Annotated in this window: 13 protein-coding genes and 1 riboswitch; of the genes, 10 read left to right on the plus strand and 3 right to left on the minus strand. The window is 46.3% G+C overall.

All coding sequences use genetic code 11. The features are described from left to right. Positions 1 to 109 precede the first annotated feature (109 nt). Entirely contained in the window at positions 110 to 1,141 is a 1,032-nt protein-coding gene (locus AC3Y23_RS09275; protein ID WP_379198570.1) for an alpha/beta fold hydrolase, read from the minus strand. A gap of 203 nt (positions 1,142 to 1,344) precedes the next feature. On the opposite strand from AC3Y23_RS09275, the gene AC3Y23_RS09280 reads away from it, so the two are divergent. The 4 genes from AC3Y23_RS09280 to AC3Y23_RS09295 all read left to right on the plus strand — a co-directional run bounded on the left by AC3Y23_RS09280 (position 1,345) and on the right by AC3Y23_RS09295 (position 6,391). After that, entirely contained in the window at positions 1,345 to 2,331 is a 987-nt protein-coding gene (locus AC3Y23_RS09280) for a phosphotransferase enzyme family protein (protein WP_379197952.1), read from the plus strand. Positions 2,332 to 2,518: 187 nt separating this feature from the next. After that, entirely contained in the window at positions 2,519 to 3,973 is a 1,455-nt protein-coding gene (yfmT, locus tag AC3Y23_RS09285) for a benzaldehyde dehydrogenase (protein ID WP_379197954.1), read from the plus strand. 17 nt (positions 3,974 to 3,990) lie between these two features. Beyond that, positions 3,991 to 4,857, plus strand: coding sequence for a methyl-accepting chemotaxis protein (locus AC3Y23_RS09290; protein WP_379197956.1), 867 nt, complete (start codon positions 3,991 to 3,993; stop codon positions 4,855 to 4,857). 256 nt (positions 4,858 to 5,113) lie between these two features. Continuing rightward, entirely contained in the window at positions 5,114 to 6,391 is a 1,278-nt protein-coding gene (locus tag AC3Y23_RS09295) for a serine hydrolase domain-containing protein (RefSeq protein WP_379197958.1), read from the plus strand. A gap of 165 nt (positions 6,392 to 6,556) precedes the next feature. Here the strand turns inward: AC3Y23_RS09295 and AC3Y23_RS09300 are convergent, their stop codons facing one another. Next, positions 6,557 to 7,165 carry a TetR/AcrR family transcriptional regulator gene (locus AC3Y23_RS09300; RefSeq protein WP_379197960.1) on the minus strand — a complete coding sequence of 203 codons (609 nt, stop codon included), beginning with the start codon at positions 7,163 to 7,165 and terminating at the stop codon, positions 6,557 to 6,559. Between the two features lie 136 nt (positions 7,166 to 7,301). On the opposite strand from AC3Y23_RS09300, the gene AC3Y23_RS09305 reads away from it, so the two are divergent. Together AC3Y23_RS09305 and AC3Y23_RS09310 are read left to right on the plus strand one after the other, a co-directional pair. After that, positions 7,302 to 8,834, plus strand: a complete 1,533-nt coding sequence (locus AC3Y23_RS09305) for an FAD-dependent oxidoreductase (RefSeq protein WP_379197962.1) — start codon at positions 7,302 to 7,304, stop codon at positions 8,832 to 8,834. A 141-nt stretch (positions 8,835 to 8,975) separates the two neighbouring features. After that, a complete protein-coding gene (locus tag AC3Y23_RS09310; RefSeq protein WP_379198572.1) occupies positions 8,976 to 9,848 on the plus strand; it encodes an alpha/beta fold hydrolase in 873 nt (290 codons plus the stop codon). 195 nt (positions 9,849 to 10,043) lie between these two features. Here the strand turns inward: AC3Y23_RS09310 and AC3Y23_RS09315 are convergent, their stop codons facing one another. Further along, a complete protein-coding gene (locus AC3Y23_RS09315; protein ID WP_379197964.1) occupies positions 10,044 to 11,399 on the minus strand; it encodes an APC family permease in 1,356 nt (451 codons plus the stop codon). A 234-nt stretch (positions 11,400 to 11,633) separates the two neighbouring features. After that, positions 11,634 to 11,743: riboswitch (guanidine-I (ykkC/yxkD leader) on the plus strand. 69 nt (positions 11,744 to 11,812) lie between these two features. Here AC3Y23_RS09315 and AC3Y23_RS09320 point away from each other — a divergent pair. Genes AC3Y23_RS09320 through AC3Y23_RS09335 form a run of 4 tightly spaced genes read left to right on the plus strand, consistent with a single transcriptional unit; the run spans position 11,813 to position 18,545 of the window. Continuing rightward, positions 11,813 to 12,526 carry an urea amidolyase associated protein UAAP1 gene (locus tag AC3Y23_RS09320; RefSeq protein WP_379197966.1) on the plus strand — a complete coding sequence of 238 codons (714 nt, stop codon included), beginning with the start codon at positions 11,813 to 11,815 and terminating at the stop codon, positions 12,524 to 12,526. 1 nt (position 12,527) lies between these two features. Beyond that, a complete protein-coding gene (locus AC3Y23_RS09325) occupies positions 12,528 to 13,202 on the plus strand; it encodes an urea amidolyase associated protein UAAP2 (RefSeq protein WP_379197968.1) in 675 nt (224 codons plus the stop codon). Then, positions 13,195 to 16,815 (plus strand): urea carboxylase, encoded by a 3,621-nt coding sequence (gene uca / locus AC3Y23_RS09330; protein WP_379197970.1) that lies wholly within the window; start codon positions 13,195 to 13,197, stop codon positions 16,813 to 16,815. Before AC3Y23_RS09325 ends, uca begins: the two co-directional genes overlap by 8 nt. Further along, on the plus strand, positions 16,812 to 18,545 hold the full coding sequence (locus AC3Y23_RS09335; RefSeq protein ID WP_379197972.1) for an allophanate hydrolase: 1,734 nt from the start codon (positions 16,812 to 16,814) through the stop codon (positions 18,543 to 18,545). The genes uca and AC3Y23_RS09335 overlap by 4 nt, the downstream gene beginning before the upstream one ends. Positions 18,546 to 18,563: the final 18 nt, after the last annotated feature.

The raw sequence follows: 18,563 nt of genomic DNA on the forward strand, positions 1-18,563 counted from the left end.
CTGAATAGAGAACTTGGGAACAAGTGAAAATCAAGAAGGCTTCTCATGGTTCGATTGAACACGTGAGGAGCCTTTTTATATGCAAACTTTGATTATGCATTTTACAAATTTATTTTGCGAATGTATCGGTCATCCATTGCGAGAATTTAGCTTTTTCTTCAAATTGAGGGTAATGAGCGGATTGATCGTATATTATAAGTTCCTTCTGAGGCGCCTCTAGCTTCTCCATATACTTATGAGCTGAATCCGCAGAAGTCATATAGTCGTATTTCCCCATAATAAAGTACACAGGTAAATTTAGTTTGGTGACTAGGCTTGGTAGAGGTTTATCCATAGCTGGCTTTAATAAAGTATCCTGTGAGTAAAATAAGCCGCGATAAAAACGGATGATATCCAGTAAGTTATACTCCGGTCCGAACAGGAAACCGTCCCTTATGTCGGTAGCTTCATCGATCAATCTTGCTGCCCCGCCATATTTTCGGAGATAATCTCGTGGAGCTAACTGCTCGCCACTCTGGATTTTATCGGTTAATCCTTGCAAATGCTGGACATCGGTTGTATTGCCGCTTGATTTGGCTTGATCGATCATGTAATTCAAGGCATCCAGTTCACTCTCTACGGTATCTGCCATCTGACCAATTCCTATGTAGGCTTCATATTTTTCAGGAGCTTGCTGTACTGCCTGTGTAGCAATATAGGTACCAAACGAATGCCCCATCAGAATAACCTTCTTCTTATCCAAACGATCACTTATATAATCTGTCAAAACCAGCAAATCCTTCACTAATAGATCACTCGTGAGATTCGAGTAGTCTTCTCCAAAGTGATACGATTTCCCGGTGGCCCGTTGGTCATAATGAACGATCGTGAAGTGCTTTTCTAATTCATCCTGGTATTTGGTCACATAAGGTATTTCAGAAACACCTGGACCGCCATGTACAAAAATGACAACAGGATTGCTCTTGTCCTGACCCCGGATCATCAATTCATGACCAGTGCCATTAATTTCGACTTGCTTGAGTTCGCTAATGCTGTTTTCTCCTTTTATTGCGGGTGTCCATGTTGGGAAGATCAACCCTATGCCCACAAGTAAAAGAATCGCGAGTCCGAGATACAGCAGAATCCGTTTTACTTTTCTAATAATCTCATCTCCTTTATCTGGTGTAAAAGAATAATATAGCATATAAAGAATTTTTACCCAATACAATAATAACCTTTAATTGGCTATAGTGGATAATTATTAAACGTGTAGAAAATATCAATAAAGTAATACACTTCTTTTATTTACATAATAGATTATGATTTTACAATAATCATTTTTTTCACAAAGGAGCTGAACAGGTCTTGATCAAAATATCCGATCACTCGCTGGACACAATGGCCAAGAAATTCGGTACCCAAATGGATGCCCTGACTTTTGTGGGCGGTGGAGGAGAGGAATCAGACGGTATTCTCTATGGCTATCGTTCCGGGTCCCGCGATATGGTTCTCAAGATTATGGCCGTTCCGAAGAAAGATGCTGATAGGGCATTTAAAGAAATGAACGAACGCACCCGGTTTATCAACTATCTAGGAACACATGGGATGGACATCGCTTATCCGGTAATGAATGCGAACAATAACCTTATCGAAACACTGGATACAGGTGACAATATCCTGGTAGCTTATACGATGGAGAGAATCCGCGGGAGTGTTCCAGGGGTCAATGATTTCACCAAGGATTTCCACACCAGATACGGAGCAATGATAGGAAAGCTACACCGGCTCACAAAGGATTATCCCACTTGGAAAGGGAATGCGCAGGAGAAAGACAGTGACGCAATGAACTGGGAGGGTGAATGGAACTCCTTTTATTCATGGTGTAAAGATGTAGAGGTTAAGCAGGCTTGGAAGAGCCTTAAGCGTGAACTGTCTGAACTTCCGATAAACCGGGATACCTTTGGCTTTATTCACAACGATCCGCATATAAATAATATTATGCTAGAACAAGACCGGATTGTCCTAATCGACTTCGATGTTGCCTGTTATCACTGGTTCGCGAATGATATTGCTATCGCTTCACAGTTTCTGTTGTTTTCGACAGCTGGTGGAATGAAAGAGCCGTTCAAGGATATGGATAGTTTGAAATCTTTCTACACGCATTTTATGAACGGTTATGAGACGGAAAATCATCTGGACGCCTTATTTCTAAATAACCTCGAATTATTTATAAATTACCGCAGATTGCTGATGTATACTGTTTCTCAGAGTTGGCTGGAATCGAACCCACAGGAAAATGAAGCGTGGAAGCGAATGATCCTGAACAGCCCGCAGCTTCATTTATTCAATTAAATCTAGTTCAGCTGGTGGACCCTTGACTAATATTATGGTTAAGGGTCTTTTGTATCTCTGAAAGTAGCGTTTCGGTCAGATCAATTACAATTCCTGTCTTTTTAATGAAGTAAATCCAAACAAATTATCGGGATTATGTCGATAAATAAATATATTGCTAGTAATTATCAACTCTGGAGGGATACTATTGAACTACTCAACGTTAGGAAAACAATTTATTGCTGGCGAATGGAGAGATGGCAAAAGCGGTAAAACGCTGGTCGACATTAATCCTTACAATGATGAGGTAATTACCGATTTTCAAATTGCGAGCGTTGCAGATATTGATGATGCTTATCAGGCTGCCTATAAAGCTAAGCTCGAATGGGACAAGGTTAACCCGTATCATAAACGTGATATCCTGGAGAATGCGGTTAAATATATTGAAGCGAATGAAGAAGAAATTACGTCCATCATTGTTCAGGAGCTGGGCGGAACACGGCTGAAGGCTGCTTTTGAAATCGGACTTGTGAAAAATATGGTTAAGGAAGCGGCGACGTTCCCACTTAGAATGGAGGGTAAGATTCTACCTTCTACAGAGGACGGTAAGGAGAATCGCCTATACCGCATTCCGGCTGGCGTAGTTGGTGTAATCAGCCCATTTAACTTCCCGTTCTTCTTGTCGATGAAGTCAGTTGCTCCAGCACTGGGGGCCGGCAATGGGGTAGTGCTGAAGCCGCATGAGGATTCCCCTATTACTGGTGGAACGCTGATTGGCAAGATCTTTGAAGAGGCGGGTATCCCGAAAGGTCTATTGAATGTTATAGTTACAGACATTAACGAAATTGGTGATGCGTTCGTCGAACATCCGATACCGCGAATCATTTCCTTCACAGGCTCGACAAAGGTCGGAAGCTATATTGGCCAGCTGGCAGTGAAGAACTTCAAGAAGCCACTGTTGGAGCTCGGCGGGAACAGTGCGTTCATCATTCTGGAGGATGCAGATATCGACTACGCGGTACAAGCGGCGACATTTAGCAGATTCACGCACCAAGGCCAGATTTGCATGTCGGCCAACCGGATTTTAGTACATAAGAACATCTATCAAGATTTTGTCGATAAATTCAGTGCGAAGGTCTCTACGCTTACAACAGGTGATCCGAGTGAGCCAGGGACCATCATTGGCCCTGTTATCAACAATCGTCAGGCTGACACGCTGCAGAAGCTGATTGCGAGGGGGATTGAGCAGGGTGCGGTTCCGCTGTTGCATGGTAAAATTACCGGTAGATTGGTAGAGCCTACAGTACTGGCCAATGTCACACGTGATATGGATGTAGCTCAAGAGGAGTTGTTCGGCCCCGTTGTGTGCATCATTCCATTCGAGACAGAAGAGGAAGCGATTGAGATTGCTAACGATACTCGCTTTGGACTTAGCGGGGCTATTCACACTTCCAATCTTGAGCGTGGTGTAGAGATGGCGAAGAAGGTCCAAACGGGTATGATCCATGTGAACGATGTCACGATTAATGACGAGCCTATTGTAGCTTTTGGCGGGGAGAAGCAGTCCGGTTTAGGCCGATTGAACGGGGAATGGAGCCTGGATGAATTTACTACGTTGAAATGGATTTCGGTTAATTATGGCCAAAGGGCATTCCCGTATTAAGAACTGGAGGAAAACGAATGAGTACAGTAACTGAAGAGCAAACACAGCATGAATTGATTAGAGCTTTTGTAAAGGTAGCTCCACTATTGAATAGCCTTACTAACGACGACATTACGATTGGCATTTATGACACGGAGAAGCTGATCATCAACATTCCAGGCGCTACCTTCTCACTGAATGTCAGCCCCGGGGACCCGCTACGGGAAGGGGATATAGTAACGAATGCAATCAAGGCTAATAAGCCTTTGTCCGCTGTCGTTCCCAAAGAGTTGTTCGGATTTCCACTTGCTGCACACGCGATCCCGCTGCATGATGAACAGGGCAGAGTTATCGGCGGTGTAGGGATGGGGACCAGTCTTGAGAAAGCAAATAAGCTTTTTGAGATGGCCGAGAGCTTCTCAGCAATTGTCGAACAGACTACTGCATCTATTGAAGAGATCAGCGAGGCTGTAACTCATCTAACCGACCGTGTGACTGACGTTACGAGTCAAGTGAAGGACGTTAGCGCCAGTGCGCAGCAGATCGGTAAAATTTCCACTGTGGTGAAGGAGATTTCGGATCAGAGTAACATGCTAGGTCTTAATGCTGCCATTGAAGCGGCACGAGCAGGGGAAGTGGGCAGAGGTTTCTCCGTTGTTGCCGATGAGATCCGGAAGCTGGCGACAAGCTCGAAGGAGAATGTAGACCAGATTAATGGGATTACGAAAAATATTCAGGAACTTCTACTACGCTTAAATAATACGTTCACTGATATTCACAAGCTAGCCGATGGTCAATCAGGCGCGATTCAGGAATTCACTGCAACCATCCAGGAGATCAGTGCTAAAGCAGAAGAATTAGCGCAGGTAGCGGAAGAATCCCTTTTTTCCAAAGATAACGGGTAATAAGGAGTAACTAGAAGAATCCCAATTTCTCAGGTTTAAAATGAGAGGTTGGGATTTTTTGCTGCTCCATTAAGGGGAAGATCAATCTCATTTGACCAAAATAACATTAAGCTTAGGGGTCACTTTAGTTCAAACCATTTTTTCTATATCATGTAAACCTAACAAATGATACGGTGAATTCATAATAATCACATGCCGTATCTGTGGGGAGGACACAATGTATACATATCGGAAAAATGAGGGTCCGTTGCACGCTATGTTGAATGATTTTACCACAAATGGTCATATACCGGCATTAGCTGTCGGAATAGTGAAGGGCAACGAAATTTACTTTACAGGTGGATATGGAACAGCCAATCTATCGACTGGTGATCCTGTTGTTCATAGCACTTTGTTCCACCAAGCCTCCGTCTCCAAAACATTCGTTGTTACGGCCATTATGCAATTGGTTGAGTGTGGACAATTAGATCTGGATTCTCCAATCACGAAATATCTTAGTTACTTTAAACTGGATGACGATCGGTATCCAAATATCACAGTTAGGCAGCTTCTGAATCATACCTCTGGCATGCCGGACGAAGAAGATTATGCGTGGGATCGGCCGGAATATGACGAGCAAAGTCTTGAAAGATACGTAAAGAGTATCAGCTGTTACAAGCTACTGAGTGAGCCAGGACTTAATTTTGCTTACAGCAATATAGGCTATGAGATTTTGGGTGACTTGATAGCAAAAGTGAGCGGTATGAGCTTCGAGCAGTACATGCAAGAATATATTCTTGCACCGGCAGGGATGCAGTCCAGTTCCTTTTTGAAACAGGAGGTGGAAGCTCAGCTTGCCGCACCCCATGTGCTAAGGACTTCGGATGGCTACGGCGGCTATATCAGTGAAGTATTTCCTTACAATAGGGCACATGGGCCTAGTTCTACTCTGTATACCAACGTTGAAGATATGTGTCAGTATATGCTGATGCATCTTAATCAGGGTCTTGCAAAGAATGGATATCGTGCCTTGCAACCTGACTGCTATGATGAAATGTGGAAGCCTCATGCTACAACGGGGTACGGGCAAGAGAAGAATCAGATTGGTCTGGGCTGGTTTATGGGGGAATATAAGGGTCACCGAATCCTTTCACATTCAGGATGGGATACTGGCTTTCTAAGTGATCTGATTCTGCTTCCTGATGAAAACATCGCTATTTCTGTGATGACCAATTGCGACTACATCTGGCTTGGTAGCGTAACCTTTCCAATTCTTGATCTAATGCTTGGTTCGAACATTCAGCAGCTAAAGAAATCAATGGCACATAAAGTTGCTGAGTTAGTCGTATCCGATGGAGTAGAGAAGGCGTTGGAAGAGTATCATCGCATCAATGGAATGGAGTATGGGCAGTATTATTTAGTCGATTTTGAATTTTTGCGAATCGCCGAAGCATTAACTTGGAATGGCCACGAAGAGGACGCTTTGCGCATTCTTACCTGTGCTGCCGCAATATTGCCTGATAGTGAATCAATTTCTAGAAGGTTGCAGCTATAGACTCTGAACGGGGAATATTTCAGGCTATCCACACAAGCCGTCGAAGCCACATGGCATCGACGGTTGAATTTTGTAAAAAACATTACAGCCGCATTGGATCAGACTTCTTTTCCGCAAGGTCTTTCTTGTATGCAAAAAAATTATCGGCATCAGCAATCCCCAATCTCAACACTCAAGCTTCTCAATCCGTTGAAGAAATTCAGGTGCATATTGATCAGTCTGTCTAAAAGACTTGGAAAGCTCCGTGATGATCGCCCCCATTTCTACAGCAGGAAGTGGCATGCCGTTCATGAGCCAGTCAACCATGATTCCGAACGTTCCGCTCAATTGATACTTCAGCGTATATCTATAATAGAGTTGTTTTCTTAATTCTTTCTCATTTCGATATAACTTACTATAGGTGCGTTCCAAACGCTCGAAATGATTCATTAATAAATGTTCAATGTTAGCTTTCATTAACCTCGTTGTGATGTTGCTCTCCCGCTCCAATTTCTCAAAGAGAAGCTTCGGAATGACATCCTCGTTGTCTTCACTGTACAATCTTTTAATATCCGTAATAAATTCATTAAAGAGTGTCTCCAGATACGTATCAACAATATCATCCTTACTCTTATAATTCCTGTAAAATGTCTGTCTGGCGACACCCGCTTTATGGGTAATGGCGGCAATCGTGATTTTCTCATAAGGGATGGTCTCAAGCAGGATCAGCAAGGCTTCCAGTATCCATTCTCTGGTTCGTTGAACTTGAGTATTGACTCTGTGTTGTAGTTGCAACACTTTCACCTCTTTTGTCCATTTTCGCCCATCCGACGGGTATTTCGTTTGAACTCCACTTCTATTCAAATTATAATACACTAGCAATAACTGTAACAAATGTCACCTTTACAACCTTATCACAGGCACGAAAGGAATGAACATTATGGGACAAAGATTAGAATGTGGTAAAGCTATAGTAATCGGCTCAGGTATTGCTGGATTAATGGCCGCACGAGTTTTGTCTGATTATTATGAGGAAGTCCTGATTGTTGAACGTGACGAATTCCCCACAGAACCTGTAAGTCGTCAAGGTGTACCCCAGTCGTTTCATCCCCACCGTGTGCTTCCCCGTGGCAGAATGATTCTTGAACGCTACTTCCCTGGCTATATAGACACTTTAATAGAGCTGGGCGCTCAACCTACCTTTGGAGAGTCAACAGTATCGGTTAATAAGTATGGGAGCTTTGTCAACCAAATCTCTGATAAAGATGCTTCTAGCAGCAGAGTTCTGCTGGAATGGGTTCTTTATCAGCGTGTTCAGCAGACTTCAAATGTAAGCTTTCTCACAAGCACAGAGGTCAAAGGGTTAATGACTTCAGAAGACCAGCAAACGATCATAGGTGTGTATACGAAATCTCGTGACGAACTGAAAACAGAAGCTTCATTGACAGCGGATCTGGTGGTAGATGCAGCCGGCCGATCTTCTAAAGTCATCAAATGGCTTGAATCGCTCGGACAACAGATTCCAGAACCGGAAATTCTGAAAGTTCCGCTTGGCTATAGCACCCGTAACTATAAAATCCCTCCACATGTTGATCAAAAATGGAAATCCTTCTTCTATGATACTCAGGCGGGCGAAGGGGTAAGTGCCGTCATGGTGCACCGGATTGAAAATCATATTGCGGGTGCAACCATCGCCAGTGCGGGAGGAGAACATTATCCTTCAACAAACACTGCTGAATTTGAAGAAGAGCTCAAGCGCTTAGTGACGCCGGATATAGCAGAGCTGCTCGAAGAATTAGAGCCGCATCAAGGACCACGGGGGTATCGGTTGGCGGAATCTGTTCGACAGCATTTTGAGCAGCTGGAGGGCTGGCCTTCAGGACTGTTAGTGCTAGGGGATGCCTTATGCAGCTTTGACCCTATTTATGGCCAAGGCATGACTGTTGCTGCGATTGAAGCCGAGACTCTGGCAGCAAGCCTGGAAGAGCAGCTAGCCAATCCTCAGCCTGAGTTTGAGCTACGTGCGCTGCGCAGAATGCAGCAAGCTCTTGAGCCTGCATGGTGGCTTAGCTCTGTTTCAGATTTACGTTGGAAAGGTGTCGAGCATGTCTATTCCAAACCATTGAAGGGCATCAGATTTGCCCAGAAATATATTGACCTATATACGAAAAAAGCGACTAAATTGGCCATTGAAGAAGGCAACAAGGCTTCCTTTTTCACCCTGTTTATGATGAACGGATTAGTCCTTCATCCTCGTGAATTTTTCAATGCTGATATACTGACCATGCTGTTGAATGACAACGGATCTGTGCAAGAGCAGCAATTAAGAGCAGAGCTGGGAGTAGAGGACCCTCAGAAGTTCCAAGACAGAATCGATGAACTTATTCCTTCTTTTGAAGCTGCCTACGATGACCGCCTGAAGGAGATACTGGCCGCAATGTATCAGCATGCAGCAGCAGAGTAATTTATGTCCCTACTAAAAGAACGATCGCGATGATTCGCGATCGTTCTTTTTTTGACTATGACAATGTTTGTCACTATTAATGGTTATACTTTCGCTTGTAAGTTCAACTTAAATCTTATTTCGAAAGGGGAAAGATTAAAAATGTCGAATTCTCATCATGAAATTACACCAGTGCGGAAATATTTTAAATCAGGAAATCTCCAGCTATCCTATCTAGACTTTGGCGGGGAGAGCGAACAAACAATGGTGATGCTTCATGGGGCGATGGCAAATGCCAGAACATTCTCGGAATTAGCGGTTAAATTCGCTAACTGGCGAGTGATTTGCTTAGATCAACGCGGTCATGGTTGGAGTGAGCATGCACCTGAGAGGGAATACTCTAGAGATCATTATGTCACGGATGTGCTGAATCTGATTCAAACTGAGCTTGGAGGGCAAGCTGTAACAATTCTGGGACATTCCTTAGGTGGGATAAACGCTTATCAATTCGCCGCCCGTTACCCTGAATTGGTCAATGCCGTGATTGTCGAAGATATCGGTGCAGAGATTCATTCGGACTTCTCCTTTGCGAACAAACTCCCATACCGATCAGCATCATTAAAAGAACTAAGAGATTCGCTTATAAACATAGGCCTCCGGGCGATCGATTATTTCTCAGAAAGTGTGCTGGAGGATGAACAGGGCTGGGGGTTCCGCACCGATCTGAAAGGTTTGCAAACTATCATAGTGCAAGTAAATGGGGATTGGTGGGAAGATTGGTTAGCATCCAGCTGTCCTATCCTGCTGATTCACGGTAGAAAAAGCTTCTTTTTCGACTTACCCCAAGCGAAACAGATGGAAGCAAGCAGGCCAAACACAAAACTTGCTGTTTTCGAAGATTGCGGACACGGTGTCCATTCCGATGATTTGAATGGTTTTTATCAAGTTATGAATGAATTTCTTAATGACCTAGGAATTCTCGATAATCCCGCCGTGTTCGGCAATATCCATAAATGTTCCAATTGCTATATTTAAAATACAGCCTCAGCAGTTCCATATCTGTGGTAGTACGAAAAAAAGACTGATGCCTCCTCACTGCCCTTCAGCAAGCTGACCATAGGAACACATCAATAACAATGAAAGCAAAACAAAAAGACGAGCTGAAAGCCCGTCTTTTTGTGCTGCCTTTGTAGTAATAACTACTTCTTTACTTGAAAATTGGAATGTTCATCATTTGATCACTTGCTGGCGCTGGCGACCCAAGACTGCTTTATCCATCTCCACCATTGGTAATGAAGTCGAGTTCATTCTTCTCGTAGCGTAATACATTAATCCTACTACAAGCCATCCAGAACCTAGCAGCAATGAAGAGATATCCAGCAGTGTTATGAGATAAAATACAAATCCAGCGCCGATGAGCGGACAGAGCAATCGTAAGAATAGATCCTTCGGAGAACGTTGTTTTTGACGAATCACATAATGGAAAATGACGGAGAGATTCACGAACAGAAATGCGGTTAATGCGCCAAAATTAACAAATTTTATCGCTGTTTCAAGACTGATGAAGATCGCGGATAACGAGATTACGCTTGCCAAAATAATGTTGAATACAGGGGTTCTTAATGTAGGGTGGACAGATGCGAATTTTCGCGGCAATAGTGAGGTTCTACCCATTACGAACAGTAGGCGAGTCACAGTCGTCATAGAAGACATCCCTTGGGACAGTACAGAGAAGATAATGACAAAGGTGAAGATGGAAGCAAGCAGACGTCCACCGATGGATTGCATAAGTTCAAATCCTGCCGAGTCCACGTTGCTGGAAGTGAAGGAAGGGTACATTTGCTGAATGAGATAGGCAGTGCCGAAATACATTAAGCCAGCCAACAAAACAATGATAAGAATGGCACGGGGGATGATTTTTTTCGGATTCTTGGTTTCTTCAGCCATCGTAGTAATGGAATCAAATCCGAGGAAAGAGAAACAGACAAGCGAAGCTCCAGCAAGGATAGATGAGAAAGACACACCTTCTTTAACTGCAAAAGGGTTCAATCCTGCAGTTATGCCACCTTGCAGCGCTTTATACACCAGCAACGCGCAGAAACCGGCAATGAAGAGGATCTGCATTAGCACAAAGATTTTACTGACATTGGCTGAAGTCTTAATCCCGATGATATTAATGATCATAACTACAAGGGTACAGCCAATAATCCAGACGGAAGAAGGGATGGAAGTGAATTGCGCATGCAGATTAATACCGAACATGAGTACTGCAATGATACAAGAGAATAGATAATCCAGTAGAATGGCCCAGCCCACCAGGAAGCCAATGAAAGGATTCATGGACTTCGTGACATACGTGTACGCAGAACCTGACACTGGGAAAGCGCGAGCCATTTGACCATAGCTCAAAGCCGTGAACAAGATCGCTACAAAGGCCAGGAGATATGCGGCCAGAAGCATACCGCCGGATCCTGCATATAACACACCGAAGCTGGTAAAAAAAATCATGGGCGACATCCAGGACAACCCCATAGTCACGACATGCACCAGAGATAAATTTCTTTTTAGGGTCAGATTATCTGACATAAAAATCTCCTCCTTCATTTCACGTAAAATACTTGCTGTTTTGCGCTTGTGTCATGACACCTCACATTTAATCAGGGTTTTTCGTAAAAAACAAGCTTTTTTTCTTTGGTTTTCAAAAATAAAAGCAATAACCTAACATTAAAATCATCGCTATTATTGAAATAACACAAAATCAAAATAATTCCTTGTCATTATGTTCATTTGTATGTTAGGATTGTTTACACAAATCGAATATCAAATGTTTTCTAGGGTTCCGAGCTGCTCTGGCGGTTGGCTGGTCCGAGAGAAAACGCATGGATGCCACTTCGCAACTATGTACACGGCGGGAAAAAAGCCCGGGAGAATTTACCAAGTCTTATCTTTGGTATTTCTCCCGGGCTTTTTTATTTTTTTCACTAACAGGAGGGAATGACATGAGTTCAATCCGTATTCAAGCAGGCGGCAAATGGTCTGGTTACATCCGTAGAGGGAAAAGCATCCGAATTACAGCAGCTGGCGAACGTGCCAATCTGACAACACTGCTATTTCATGCGTCTGATCCTTCCGAGCGCTATAACATGCCTGACACCTTAAAAGCTCAACATACGGCTTATTTGACAGCCGGCCATGTACTTATGAGTGATCAGGGCCGGGTGCTTGCCTCGATCACCGATGACACGGTGGGCTGGCACGACACTTTAGCTGGCTATACAACCCGTGATATGACGGATAGAAAATATGGTTACAGCCGTTATCAGGATGAACGTAATGCCTGGTTCCGCAGCGGTTATGAGAACCTGATCGTTGAGATGTACCGGCATGGGCTAGTCCCGCGCGATCTTAGTACTCCGGTGAACTTTTTTTCCAAAGTGGTGTGTGAGCTGGACGGCACTATGACATATGTGCAGCATCCAACGGCAGGTACATCGGTTACTCTACGCACGGAAATGGATGTACTGCTCGTGTTGTCCAACACACCTAATCCACTGGATCCGGAAGCGAGCTACCCCGATACTTCCATTGAACTCCTGTTCAGTGATGCTGAGCCTATCAGACCTGATGACCGCTGCTTGATTCACTGTAATGAGAACCGGAGAGCTTTTGAGAATACATGGAATGCCTATTCGTTACTGAAGGGAGCGAACTAACATGAGCACTTATACATTTGAACCCATCCACAGCACGCTCGACCCGGCCAAAGCTGTTTATGACAAAATTATACCGGCAGGTGAGGGCTGGATGCATGATCTTGCCGCTGGACAGGTGCTCCGCATCCTTGATCTGGAAGGAAACCAAGCGGTCGATACGTTATTTTACGCGGCTGAAGATCCTGCAGATCACTATAGCGCTATTCAGACGATCACCAGACAGCAGAATCTGTATTTGACGACAGGCTCAGTGCTGGTCGCTGAATCCGGACGGGAGCTGCTCCGGATCACCGCAGATACTTGCGGACGGCACGATACGATTGGAGGAGCTTGCTCGGCTCAAAGCAACACTGTCCGTTATGCTCACGAAACGCTTCCCATGCATAATTGCCGGGACACGTTCATGTTGATGCTGTCGGGTCGGAGTGAATTTTCCAAAAGAGATCTCGTGCCCAATGTGAACTTCTTCATGAATGTGCCCGTTACACCGGAAGGTGAGCTCACCTTCGCAGATGGTGTGTCCGGTCCGGGGCGTTATGTGGAGCTGGTCGCGCTGGTTTCTGTAACCGTGCTGATCAGTAACTGCCCGCAGCTTAATAACCCATGCAATGCCTACAACCCTACACCCGCACAAGTGCTGATCTGGGATGCAGAAGGGAGCGAATCTCATGTTTAAAAAAGTCCTCATTGCCAATCGCGGTGCCATTGCTGTAAGAATTATTCGTACGTTGCGCAGCATGGGCATTGCATCAGTTGCAGTGTATACCAAGGCTGACCGGGACAGCCTTCATGTTGAACAAGCGGACGAATCGATCCTGATCGGAGACGGTCCCGCTAAAGAAAGCTATGTGAACGCAGAGCTTATTTTACAGACAGCGGTAGCGGCCCAAGCAGATGCGATTCATCCGGGCTATGGATTTCTGAGTGAAAATGCTTCGTTTGCGAGAGCCTGCGGAGAACATGGTATCACTTTTATTGGCCCTTCCCCGGAGCATATTGAGATGTTTGGGCTAAAACATACCGCACGTTCCATTGCCGAGCAGGCTGGTGTTCCCCTGCTGCCTGGTACAGGGCTGGTTCCCTCCCTTGAACTGGCGGTCGAACAGGCTGCAGAAATTGGATATCCGGTGATGTTGAAAAGCACAGCCGGTGGCGGCGGGATTGGGATGAGAATATGCGCCGATGAATCGGCGCTGCGCGAAGCCTATGATTCTGTAACGCGTCTGGCAACGACGAACTTTAACGATGGCGGCGTTTTTCTGGAGAAATACATTGCACGGGCTCGTCATGTGGAGGTTCAAATCTTCGGGAATGCCCTAGGCGAAGCCGTTGCTCTAGGTGAGCGGGATTGTTCAGTACAACGGCGGAACCAGAAGATCATTGAAGAGACCCCTGCTCCGAATCTGCCGGATAGCACGCGTCATGAGATGCACGAAAGCGCTCGGCGTCTGGCGGCGACAGCCGGGTACCGCAGTGCGGGGACGGTAGAGTTTTTATACGATCCTGAATCGAAGGGATTCTATTTCCTGGAAGTGAACACTCGGCTTCAGGTAGAGCATGGTGTAACAGAGGAGGTGCTGGGAGTAGATCTGGTGGAATGGATGGTCATGGAGGCTGCCGGAGACCTTGCGAATCTCGCCGAACGCATCCGTACTCCGCAAGGTCACAGTCTTCAAGTTCGATTGTACGCCGAGGATTGCTTCCATGATTTTCGTCCTAGTGATGGTCGTATCGATGATATTGTATGGCCGGAAGAGGCCAGAATTGAAACGTGGATTCAAAACGGTCTTGAAGTGACTACGCTGTATGATCCAATGCTTGCCAAAATCATTGTTCATGGGGATTCAAGGCCTGCGGCTATTGCGAAAATGAGAATGGCGTTAGACCAATTACGTGTGTACGGAATAACGACGAATCAGACTTACATTTATACGTTTCTGGCTACAGACCTGTTTCAAGAAGGACTTGTCTATACGAATATGCTAAATGGGTTCAATCCTGTCGAACATGCACTTGAAGTGCTTGACGGGGGAGTCCAGACAACCGTGCAAGACTACCCTGGACGAAAAGGCTATTGGGATATTGGAGTTCCGCCTTCCGGGCCGATGGATGCTCTGTCCTTCAGAATAGGGAATCGCTTGCTCGGAAATGCCGATAGTGCACCTGGACTCGAAATGACCTTGCGTGGCGGGTCCTATCGCTTCAGGAATGAGATGGTATTTTGCCTTACCGGATCAGATATGGCAGCTACGCTGGATGGCAAGTCTGTACCCTTATATACACCTACACTGGCAGGCACAGGCTCGACGCTGGTTTTGAATGAATCTGTCAGCGGCATGCGAAGCTACTTGCTTGTAGGCGGCGGATTTGATATGCCCCTAACTCTCGGCAGTGCCTCTACATTTACACTGGGCGGATTCGGGGGCCACATGGGCAGTGCACTTCGTCCCGGCGCGGTCTTGAAGGTGCATCGCCATCAGGGTACAATCCAGCAACCGCTCTCGCTGCAAGCGATCCCTGAATTTACACAGAAGTGGACCATTGGTGTGATTCCGGGGCCTCATTGTACGGAGGAGTATTTGCTAACTGAATATTTGACGCAATTAACGGAGACGGAGTGGGAAGTGCATTTTAACAGCTCACGGACAGGAGTGCGGCTGATCGGTCCTGCGCCATTATGGGCAAGGGAAGACGGTGGGGATGCAGGACTTCACCCCTCGAACATTCACGATAATGCTTATGCTGTCGGTGCGCTGGATTTGACCGGAGACATGCCTATACTGCTTGGACCGGACGGACCGAGCCTGGGAGGATTCGTATGTCCGGTTACGACGGCTTCCGCCGAATTCTGGAAGGTGGGCCAGCTGCGTCCGGGCGACAAAATCTCCTTTAAACTGATTACGGTAGAAGAAGCAGAGCAGCTTAGAGAGGAGCAGAATTCCTTCCTGGACGCCATAGTGCACGGTCAAACCACGCCAACACTGCCCCAGTTACAGGACATTTCTTCAGGTGATTATATGCCACTGCTTGCTTATGAAGAGGCTGGGCGCCGTTTCAAGATCGGGATTCGTTGTTCTGGAGACGAGAACATTCTGATTGAGTACGGTGATCGTGAGCTGGATCTGCTTTACCGCTTTCAGGTGTATGTCTTAATGCAGGCGGTGCAGGATAGCGGCAACATTCCTTTTATAGAAATGACGCCGGGCATCCGGTCGCTCCAAATTCATCTGGATACGACCCGAATTACGGTCAAGGAAGCGGCTGCGCTCATTCTGGATCTGGACCTGCAATTGCCGTCACTGGAATCGATCGAAGTCCCTTCGCGAATTGTGAAGCTGCCCTTGTCATGGGACGATCCCGCCACTCAGCTTGCTATTGAACGTTATCAGCAAAATGTACGTCCCGATGCTCCTTGGTGTCCGAGCAATCTGGAGTTTATTCGTCGCATGAACGGATTAGGTTCATTGGAAGAAGTCGCAGAGGTAGTATTCAACGCTTCCTATCTCGTTATGGGGCTTGGAGATGTGTATTTAGGGGCACCTGTAGCCGTACCACTTGATCCGCGCCATCGGCTCGTTACAACTAAATATAATCCTGCGCGTACATGGACACCGGAGAATGCCGTAGGTATTGGCGGAGCTTATTTATGTGTCTACGGGATGGAAGGACCGGGGGGATACCAGTTTGTAGGCCGGACGGTGCAGATGTGGAACAAGTTCAGATCTACGGCGAATTTTGAGCAAGGAAAACCCTGGTTGCTGCGCTTTTTTGATCAGATTCAATTTTATCCTGTGTCCCAAGAAGATTTGCTGCAGATGAGAGAGGATTTCCCGCGTGGAGAATTTGTTGTAGAGGTAGAGGAGACTACCTTTAATCTGGGAGATTATCTCCGTTGGCTGGATCAGATACAGGAGCATTCATCCGCTTTCCGCCAAGCACAACAGGCCGCATTTCAGCAGGAGAGAGCCTATTGGAAGGAGCTTGGTATCGCAGAGCATGTGTCTGAACCGGAAAATATCGACGTGTTGGAACAGCAAGAATTGCCTGAAGGAAGTATGGGCCTGAGCAGTTCTATGTCCGGAAGTGTATGGCGGGTGCTGGTGGAAGTGGGGCAGAAGGTTCGGAAAGGCGAAGACCTAATAATAGAAGAAAGTATGAAAATGGAGTTTCCGCAAAAAGCGCCTTATGACGGAATTATCGCTTCAATCTACGTATCGTCCGGTGACCAGGTGCGTGCCGGAGACTGTATTGCTGCCTTGTATCCAGCTCAGGAGGTGAATGCTTCATGACGATGAAATCTGTACCTAATCTGTTGTCGGTCGAAGTTCTGCACAAAGGATACTGCAACCATCAGTTTACGCCTCAAGATGTCATAGCGGCCATTATTCAGCGGGCAGAGCAGACTCAGGAGAAGAATATATGGATTCTGGCGCCGTCACTAGAGAGAATTCAGCCGTATTTAGATCAGTTGGAGCAACTGGATCCGGAAGACTGCCCGCTCTGGGGCATTCCGTTTGCGGTCAAAGACAATATCGAGGTTGCTGGCTGGCCACTGAGCGCTGCCTGTCCTGACTTTGCTTATATACCGGATCATCATGCGACAGTAGTGGAACGGCTAATCTCAGCAGGGGCGATCCCTGTTGGTAAAAGCAATCTGGATCAGTTCGCAACCGGACTGGTCGGCACCAGAAGTCCCTATGGCGATACACATAACGCACTCCGTGCAGAATTGATCAGTGGAGGATCGAGCTCTGGTTCGGCAGTGGCTGTAGCTTGCGGGCAGGCTGCCTTTGCGCTGGGGACAGATACAGCCGGTTCGGGGCGCGTTCCCGCAGCCTTAAATCATCTGATCGGCTATAAACCAGCCGTGAGCGCATGGCCTACTAAGGGTGTACTACCGGCTTGCCGCTCTATTGATTGTGTGACTGTATTTACGCATGTGCTGGACGATGCGGAACGTGTGGACCTGGTCGTTCGTGGAATAGATCGAGAAGATCCGTATTCGTTAGATCGCCCCCTGCGGCGGGGAGTTATGCCTGATACTCTTTTGCTTCCGAAAGGATCGCTTCAGTTCTACGGGCCTTTTGCCGAGCAATACGAGGAAGCTTGGAATCGCAAGAAACAAGCAATAGCAGAAATGGGGGTGCGCGTGAAGGAAGTTGACATTTCCTTGTTGGAGGAAGCAGCGGCGCTCTTGTATGAAGGTCCTCTGGTGTCAGAACGCTGGACGGATCTTGAGGATTTTGTAGAAAAGCATCCAGGCTCCGTCTTTCCTGTGACAGAAACGGTTCTACGCTCGGGTAAGAAAGAGGAGTTCACCGCTGCCGCTCTTTTCAAGGCACAACATAGATTGGCTGAGATTCGCCGTAGCATTGCTGCACTGCTTGAGGGGAATGTGCTCGTGTTGCCCACTTGCGGTGGGACCTGGACAAGGGAACAAGTAAAAGCGAATCCAATCGAGACTAATAGTAAAATGGGACTCTACACCAATCATTGCAATTTGCTCGATCTCAGTGCCCTTGCGCTGCCTGCAGGGTGGGCTGAAGCCGGACTTCCCTTTGGAATCACACTGTTCACATTACCGGAAGAAGAAGCTAATCTAGTTGTTGCCTCCAAAATCCTGCTTCAGCAGGAAGACAGGATTACAGTTGCAGTGTGTGGATTGCATATGCGGGATATGCCGCTTACTAATCAAATGACGGGACTCCGAGCTGTTTTTCAGGAGGAAACCGTAACCGCACCAAGGTATAAACTGTATAAACTTCAGACGCAGCCTCCTAAACCGGGCCTCATCCGTGCAGAACAAGGGGGATCGTCTATCCTCGTAGAGTTATGGGAAATGCCCAGCGCTTCCTTCGGCGCATTTACAGCTTCCATTCCTGCTCCGCTCGGTATAGGGCAAGTGGAGTTAAGTGATGGAAGGATAGTTAGCGGGTTTCTGTGTGAACCTTATGCTACTGTGAATGCAGAGAATATTAGCTCCTTTGGAGGTTGGAGAGAGGCAGCAGTACTCGGATGATATTTGTTTGATAAAGGC

It is taken from the genome of Paenibacillus sp. MAHUQ-45, assembly GCF_058133325.1.